The organism is Streptomyces sp. SID5785, from assembly GCF_009870065.1.
Taxonomy (GTDB): domain Bacteria; phylum Actinomycetota; class Actinomycetes; order Streptomycetales; family Streptomycetaceae; genus Streptomyces.
Genome location: NZ_WWIA01000245.1, coordinates 1 through 6163, shown reverse-complemented (window position 1 = coordinate 6163; position 6163 = coordinate 1). Strand labels below are relative to the sequence as shown.

Sequence of the window (6163 nt, the reverse complement as noted above, 5' to 3'; positions counted from 1 at the left end):
GCTCGCCGCGGTCGCGCTGGGCGCGGCCCCCGCGCCGGCCGCCCCGTCCGGCGGGCCCGGTCACTGGCGGCTCACGGACACCGGTACGGACGCGCGCTTCCGCGGCCTGGCCGCCGTCGACCGGTCCACCGCCTGGGTCGCGGGAACCGGCGGCACAATCCTGCGCACCACGGACGGCGGCGGGCACTGGCGGGATGTCTCGCCGGCGGCGGCGAGCGGTCTGGAGCTGCGGGACATCGAGGCGTTCGACGCGCGCCGAGCCGTGGCCCTGGCCATCGGAGAGGGCGAGGACTCCCGAATCTTCCGTACCCAGGACGGCGGCGCGACCTGGACGGAGTCCTTCCGCAACCCCGACCCGAAGGCCTTCTACGACTGCGTGACGTTCTTCGACCACCGCAACGGACTCGCCATGAGCGACCCGGTCGACGGGCGCTTCCGCATCCTGTCCACCCGCGACGGCGGCCGCTCCTGGCGGGTGCTACCGGCGGCGGGGATGCCGGCGGCGCAGACCGGCGAGGCGGGCTTCGCCGCATCCGGGCAGTGCCTCGTGACCTCCGGCCGCTCGGACGTGTGGCTCGCGACGGGCGGCGGCGCCCACGCGCGCGTGCTGCACTCCCGCGACCGCGGGCTGACCTGGACCGCCCGGCAGGCGCCGGTCCCGGCGGGTGACCCGGCCCGCGGTGTGTTCGGGCTGGCCTTCCGCGACCGCGCGCACGGCATCGCCGTCGGCGGCGACTACCGGCCGGAGCAGGCGTCCCCGCAGGCCGCGGCCGTCACCGGCGACGGTGGCCGCACCTGGACCGCGGCGGCCCGTCCGCCGTCCGCCTACCGCTCCGGCGTCGCCTGGCTCCCGCACAGCCGCCGTGCGGCCCTCGCGGTCGGCCCGACCGGCACCGACCTCACGACGGACGCGGGCCGCACCTGGCACCCGGTCGACACGGGTTCGTTCGACACGGTGGACTGCACCCGCGACGGCGCGTGCTGGGCCGCGGGGGAGAAGGGCCGGGTGGCGCGGAGTTAGTTCGCCACCGGCAACTGCTCGCGGAACGGCTCCAGTTCCGGAGCCGTCTTCGTGGCGTAGAACTGCGTGATCCGGTAGGCGCACACGCCCTCGGTCGCGAAGGGGTCGGTCCGCGTGAGCGCCTCGATCGCCGCGCGGTCCGCTCCGGCCGCCAGGATGACGCCGCCGTCGCGCGGGTTCTTGCGGCCGGACGCGAGGAAGGTGCCGGACGCGTAGTGCGCGTCGAGCCATGCGACGTGCGCGGGGAGCAGGGCGTCGATCCGCTCCGTCGTGCCGGTGTACGTCAGTTCCAGTACGAACATGGCCGCCAGCCTACTGGTGGCCCCGCTCGGCGTCCGGGCCCTTCATCAGGCGGTACATGCCCACCGAGCCGTGCGTCGCGGTGTCCGCGAAGCCGAACTTCTCGTACAGGAAGCGTGCCGGACCGTCCGCGACGAGCGACACGTACGCCGTCGCGGGCGCCCTGCGCTCCAGCTCCGCCGTGAGCGCGGCCATGATGCGCTTGCCGAGTCCCGCGCCCTGGTGGTCCGGGTGCACGCAGATGTCGACGATCTGGAAGGCGGTGCCGCCGTCGCCGATGATCCGGCCCATCCCGATCGGCTCGCCCTCGTGCCGCAGCACCACGCCGTACCAGGTGTGGGGGAGGGCGACGGCCGCCGCCTCGGCGGACTTGCCCGACAGGCCCGCGTCCGTGCGCAGTCGCCGGTAGACGTCCACCGGCGGGACGCCGACCTCGACCGTGTAAGGGTCAGTGATGTCATTCATGCATTACATACTAGAGGGCGGGGCGGACCCGCTGTCTAGGGTGAGGGCATGCGGACGATCACGGGGATCCCAGAGGGCTGGCCGGCCGACGAGACGGCGGCACTCGCCGTGCAGGACGCGCTGCGCGGACGCGTCGTGCGCGACGAACCGGGCCCGGCACCGGGCACCGGCACCGTCACGGGCATCGATGTCGCGTACGACGACGAGCGGGGCGTGGTCGCCGCGGCCGCCGTCGTGCTCGACGCCGCGACGCTCGGCGTCGTGGACCGGGCGACGGCCGCCGGCCCGGTCGCCTTCCCGTACGTGCCCGGCCTGCTGGCCTTCCGTGAGATCCCGGCGGTTCTCGGCGCGCTGGAGGCGCTGACCGCCGACCCGGGCCTCGTCGTGTGCGACGGCTACGGGCTCGCGCACCCGCGCCGCTTCGGCCTCGCCAGCCACCTCGGCGTCCTGACCGGCCTGCCCGCGCTGGGCGTCGCCAAGAACCCGTTCGTGTTCGCGCACGGCGAGGTGGGCCCGGAGCGGGGCGCCGCCGCCCCGCTCCTCGACGGCGCCGAGGAGGTCGGACGCGCCCTGCGCACCCGCGCCGGTGTCAGACCCGTGTACGTCTCCGTCGGACACCGGGTGACCCTCGACACGGCCTGCGCCCATGTCCTCGCGCTCACACCGCGGTTCCGGCTGCCGGAGACCACCCGCAGGGCGGACCGGCTGTGCCGGGACGCCCTGCTCGACCTCACCGCCGCGCCGCGACCCGGAAGGTGAGACCCGCGGCGGTGAGCCGCCCGATGAGCGCGTCGCCCATCGCCTCGGCCGTCGTCACCTGGCCCGACGTGTCGGGCAGTTCGTCCTCGGCCAGGCACATCGCGGACTCGGCCAGCATCTTCGCCGTCTCCGTGTATCCGGGGTCGCCGCCGGCGACCTCGGTGAACACCCGCTGTCCGCCGCCCTCGCCGACGAACCGCACCGAGAACCAGCTCTTCGCACGGCGCGCCTCGTCCGGCCCGTCGCCGGGGCGCAGCAGCCCGCCCAGCCACCGCCGCGCGGGCGGCACCTGGGCCGCCGCGAACACGGCGCCGACCGCGGCGACGCCGCCCACCGCGACGGGCAGCGACTTCACGGCCGCGTAGTGCCGGTAGCGGAAGTCCGGACCGTAGCGCTCCAGGGCGCGCGCCGAGCGCTGGACCACCTGGGCGTCGATGGTCGGGAGCGGGACCGCCCACGCGCCCACCTCGGGGGCGTAGCGCGGCGCCCCCGTGGGCGCGTAGGCGGTGCGGCCGACCAGGCGGGGCTGGTGGCGCCGCCGGTCCTGGTGCGCGGCGAGCATCTGCCGCGCCCGCCCGAACTGGTGCAGGGCCGAGGCGAACGTGCCGCCGGAGAACTGGGCGTCGGTACGGACGAACCCGTCGACGCGCAGCGGGACGTCCTGCGGCAGCTGCGTGACCGTGAAGTACGCGCCCAGGTCGTGCGGGATCGAGTCGAAGCCGCAGCTGTGCACCAGGCGGGCGCCCGTCTCGCGCGCGCGGGCGTCGTGCCGCACGTACATCAGGTCGACGAACTCCGGCTCCCCGGTGAGGTCCAGGTAGTCGGTGCCCGCGTCCGCGCACGCGGCGACGAGGCCCTCGCCGTGCTCCAGGTACGGGCCGACGGTCGACGCCACCACGCGTGTGCGGAAGGCCAGCTCGCGCATCGACGCGGGGTCGGCGGAGTCCGCGCGCTCCACGGGCAGCACGGCGCACGCCGGGTCGATCCCGGTGAGGCGCTCGCGCAGCCGCTCCAGCTTCGCCGTGTCGCGCCCCGCGATCGCCCACCGCAGCCCCTCGGGCGCGTGCGCCGCGAGGTACTCGGCGGTGAGCACTCCCACGAAGCCGGTGGCGCCGAACAGCACCACGTCGTACGTCCTGGTCGACTCTTCAGGCCTGTTCATGACACCCCTCGTCCTGCGGTCCCGCGCCGTTGTCGGTCGCCGAGGCTAGCGCGAGCCGCGTGCGGCGCCGCGGCTGCCCCATGCGCGGCCCGCCTTCCTCCCGGCCCCGCCGCCGAAAAATTGTCTAAGCGCTTGCTCGCCAGGGCTTGTGCTGGCCGGTGCGCCTTCTTAGCATCGCTGGTGTTACATCAGTTGTGTCACAAGCGAGCCGAGGGTGTGGCCGAATGGCAGTGACAGGCGGGGCAGCCGGTGCAGGACCGCTCTGCGGAGTGCGCGTGGTCGAGCTGGCCGGGATCGGTCCGGGCCCCTTCGCGGCGATGCTCCTCGCGGACCTCGGCGCCGACGTCGTGCGCGTGGACCGGCCGGGCGGCGCGGGCCTCGCGATCGACCCGGCCTTCGACATCACGAACCGGAACAAGCGCTCCGTGATCGTCGACCTCAAGGCGCCGGACGGCCCCGCCCGCGTCCTCGACCTCGTCGAGCGGGCCGACGTGCTCATCGAGGGGTACCGCCCGGGCGTCGCGGAGCGGCTCGGCGTCGGCCCCGACGCCTGCCACGAGCGCAACGCGCGGCTGGTGTACGGCCGGATGACCGGCTGGGGCCAGGAGGGCCCGCTCGCCCACCGCGCCGGCCACGACATCGCGTACATCGCCCTCACCGGCACGCTCGGCATGATCGGCGACCCCGGGCGGCCCCCGACCGTGCCCGCCAACCTGGTCGGTGACTACGCGGGCGGCTCCCTCTACCTCGTCGTCGGCATCCTCGCCGCGCTGCACCACGCGCGCGCGGGCGGCCCCGGCCAGGTCGTCGACGCGGCGATCATCGACGGCACCTCCCACCTCTCCTCGATGATCCACGGCATGCTCGCGGCCGGCGGCTGGCAGGACCGCCGCGGCAGCAACCTGCTCGACGGCGGCTGCCCCTTCTACGGCACGTACGAGACCGCCGACGGCCAGCACATGGCGGTCGGCGCCCTGGAGCAGCAGTTCTACGACGAGTTCATCGCCCTCATGGGGCTGGCCGCGACCGCGCCCGCCCGCAAGGACATCACCCGCTGGGGCGAGCTGCGTGACGCGGTCGCGGCCCGCTTCAAGGAGCGCACGCGCGAGGAGTGGACGGCCGTCTTCGAGGGCACCGACGCCTGCGTGGCCCCCGTGCTCTCCCTGCGCGAGGCCCCGGGCCACCCGCACCTCGCCGCCCGCGGCACCTTCGTCGACCACGGCGGCATCACCCAGCCGGCCCCCGCGCCGCGCTTCTCCCGCACGCCCACCGACGTCCGCTCGGGCCCCGCCCGGCCGGGCGCCGACACCGCCGCGGTCGCCCGCGACTGGGGCGTACCCGCACTGGACCAGACGACAACGGAAGGCAGTTGAGAACCGGCATGGAGCGACGCCTGTTCAGCGCCGAGCACGAGGCGTTCCGCGAGACCGTCCGCACCTTCCTGGCCAAGGAGGTCGCCCCGCACTACGAGCAGTGGGAGAAGGACGGCATCGTCTCGCGCGAGGCCTGGCGCGCCGCCGGCCGGCAGGGCCTGCTCGGCCTCGCCGTCCCGGAGGAGTACGGGGGCGGCGGCACCACGGACTTCCGCTACAGCGCGGTCCTCGCCGAGGAGTTCACGCGCGCGGGCGCCGCCGGCCTCGCCGTCGGCCTGCACAACGACATCATCGGCCCGTACCTCACCTCGCTCGCCACCGACGAGCAGAAGCGGCGCTGGCTGCCTGGCTTCTGCGACGGCACCCTGATCACCGCGATCGCCATGACCGAACCCGGCGCCGGATCCGACCTCCAGGGCATCCGCACCACCGCCGAGGACAAGGGCGACCACTGGCTGCTCAACGGCTCCAAGACCTTCATCTCCAACGGCATCCTGGCCGACCTCGTCGTGGTCGTCGCCAAGACCACCGCGGAGGGCGGCGCCCACGGCCTGTCCCTGCTCGTGGTCGAACGCGGCACGGAGGGCTTCGAGCGCGGCCGCAACCTCGACAAGATCGGCCAGAAGGCGCAGGACACGGCCGAGCTCTTCTTCCACGACGTCCGCGTCCCGAAGGAGAATCTGCTCGGTGATCTCGACGGCGCGTTCATCCACCTCATGACCAACCTCGCCCAGGAGCGCATGGGCATCGCCGTCGCCGCGATCGCCGCCGCCGAGCACCTCCTGGAGATCACCACGACCTACGTGAAGGAGCGCGAGGCCTTCGGCCGCCCGCTCGCCACCAAGCAGCACATCCGGTTCGAGATAGCCGAGATGGCGACCGAGTGCGCCGTCACCCGCACCTTCCTCGACCGCTGCATCGAGGACCACTCGGCCGGCACCCTCGACGCCGTGCACGCCTCCATGGCGAAGTGGTGGGCCACCGAACTGCAGAAGCGCGTCGCCGACCGCTGCCTCCAACTGCACGGCGGATACGGCTACATGACCGAGTACCGCGTCGCGAAGGCCTTCACCGACGGACGCA

The 6163-nt window shown here is 74.3% G+C and carries 7 protein-coding genes; 4 read left to right on the top strand and 3 right to left on the bottom strand.

Features of this window, described 5'->3' with window-relative positions:
• The coding region (locus tag GTW43_RS07435) for an oxidoreductase (RefSeq protein WP_237536457.1) at positions 1-1021 on the top strand (1021 nt) is incomplete at its 5' end.
• On the opposite strand, the gene GTW43_RS07430 is transcribed toward GTW43_RS07435, so the two are convergent.
• On the bottom strand, positions 1018-1323 hold the full coding sequence (locus tag GTW43_RS07430; protein WP_161300830.1) for a YciI family protein: 306 nt from the start codon (positions 1321-1323) through the stop codon (positions 1018-1020). The genes GTW43_RS07435 and GTW43_RS07430 overlap by 4 nt on opposite strands.
• A 10-nt stretch (positions 1324-1333) precedes the next feature.
• Positions 1334-1786: a GNAT family N-acetyltransferase gene (locus tag GTW43_RS07425; protein ID WP_161300829.1), complete on the bottom strand. Its 453-nt coding sequence runs from the start codon at positions 1784-1786 to the stop codon at positions 1334-1336.
• A gap of 48 nt (positions 1787-1834) precedes the next feature.
• Here GTW43_RS07425 and GTW43_RS07420 point away from each other — a divergent pair, with 48 nt between their 5' ends.
• Positions 1835-2545, top strand: coding sequence for an endonuclease V (locus GTW43_RS07420; protein WP_161300828.1), 711 nt, complete (start codon positions 1835-1837; stop codon positions 2543-2545).
• Here the strand turns inward: GTW43_RS07420 and GTW43_RS07415 are convergent.
• On the bottom strand, positions 2517-3707 hold the full coding sequence (locus GTW43_RS07415; RefSeq protein WP_161300827.1) for a saccharopine dehydrogenase NADP-binding domain-containing protein: 1191 nt from the start codon (positions 3705-3707) through the stop codon (positions 2517-2519). The genes GTW43_RS07420 and GTW43_RS07415 overlap by 29 nt on opposite strands.
• A 224-nt stretch (positions 3708-3931) precedes the next feature.
• On the opposite strand from GTW43_RS07415, the gene GTW43_RS07410 reads away from it, so the two are divergent.
• Together GTW43_RS07410 and GTW43_RS07405 are read left to right on the top strand one after the other, a co-directional pair.
• Entirely contained in the window at positions 3932-5080 is a 1149-nt protein-coding gene (locus GTW43_RS07410) for a CaiB/BaiF CoA-transferase family protein (protein WP_161300826.1), read from the top strand.
• 8 nt (positions 5081-5088) lie between these two features.
• A partial coding sequence (locus tag GTW43_RS07405) for an acyl-CoA dehydrogenase family protein (RefSeq protein ID WP_161300825.1) occupies positions 5089-6163 on the top strand: 1075 nt, incomplete at its 3' end.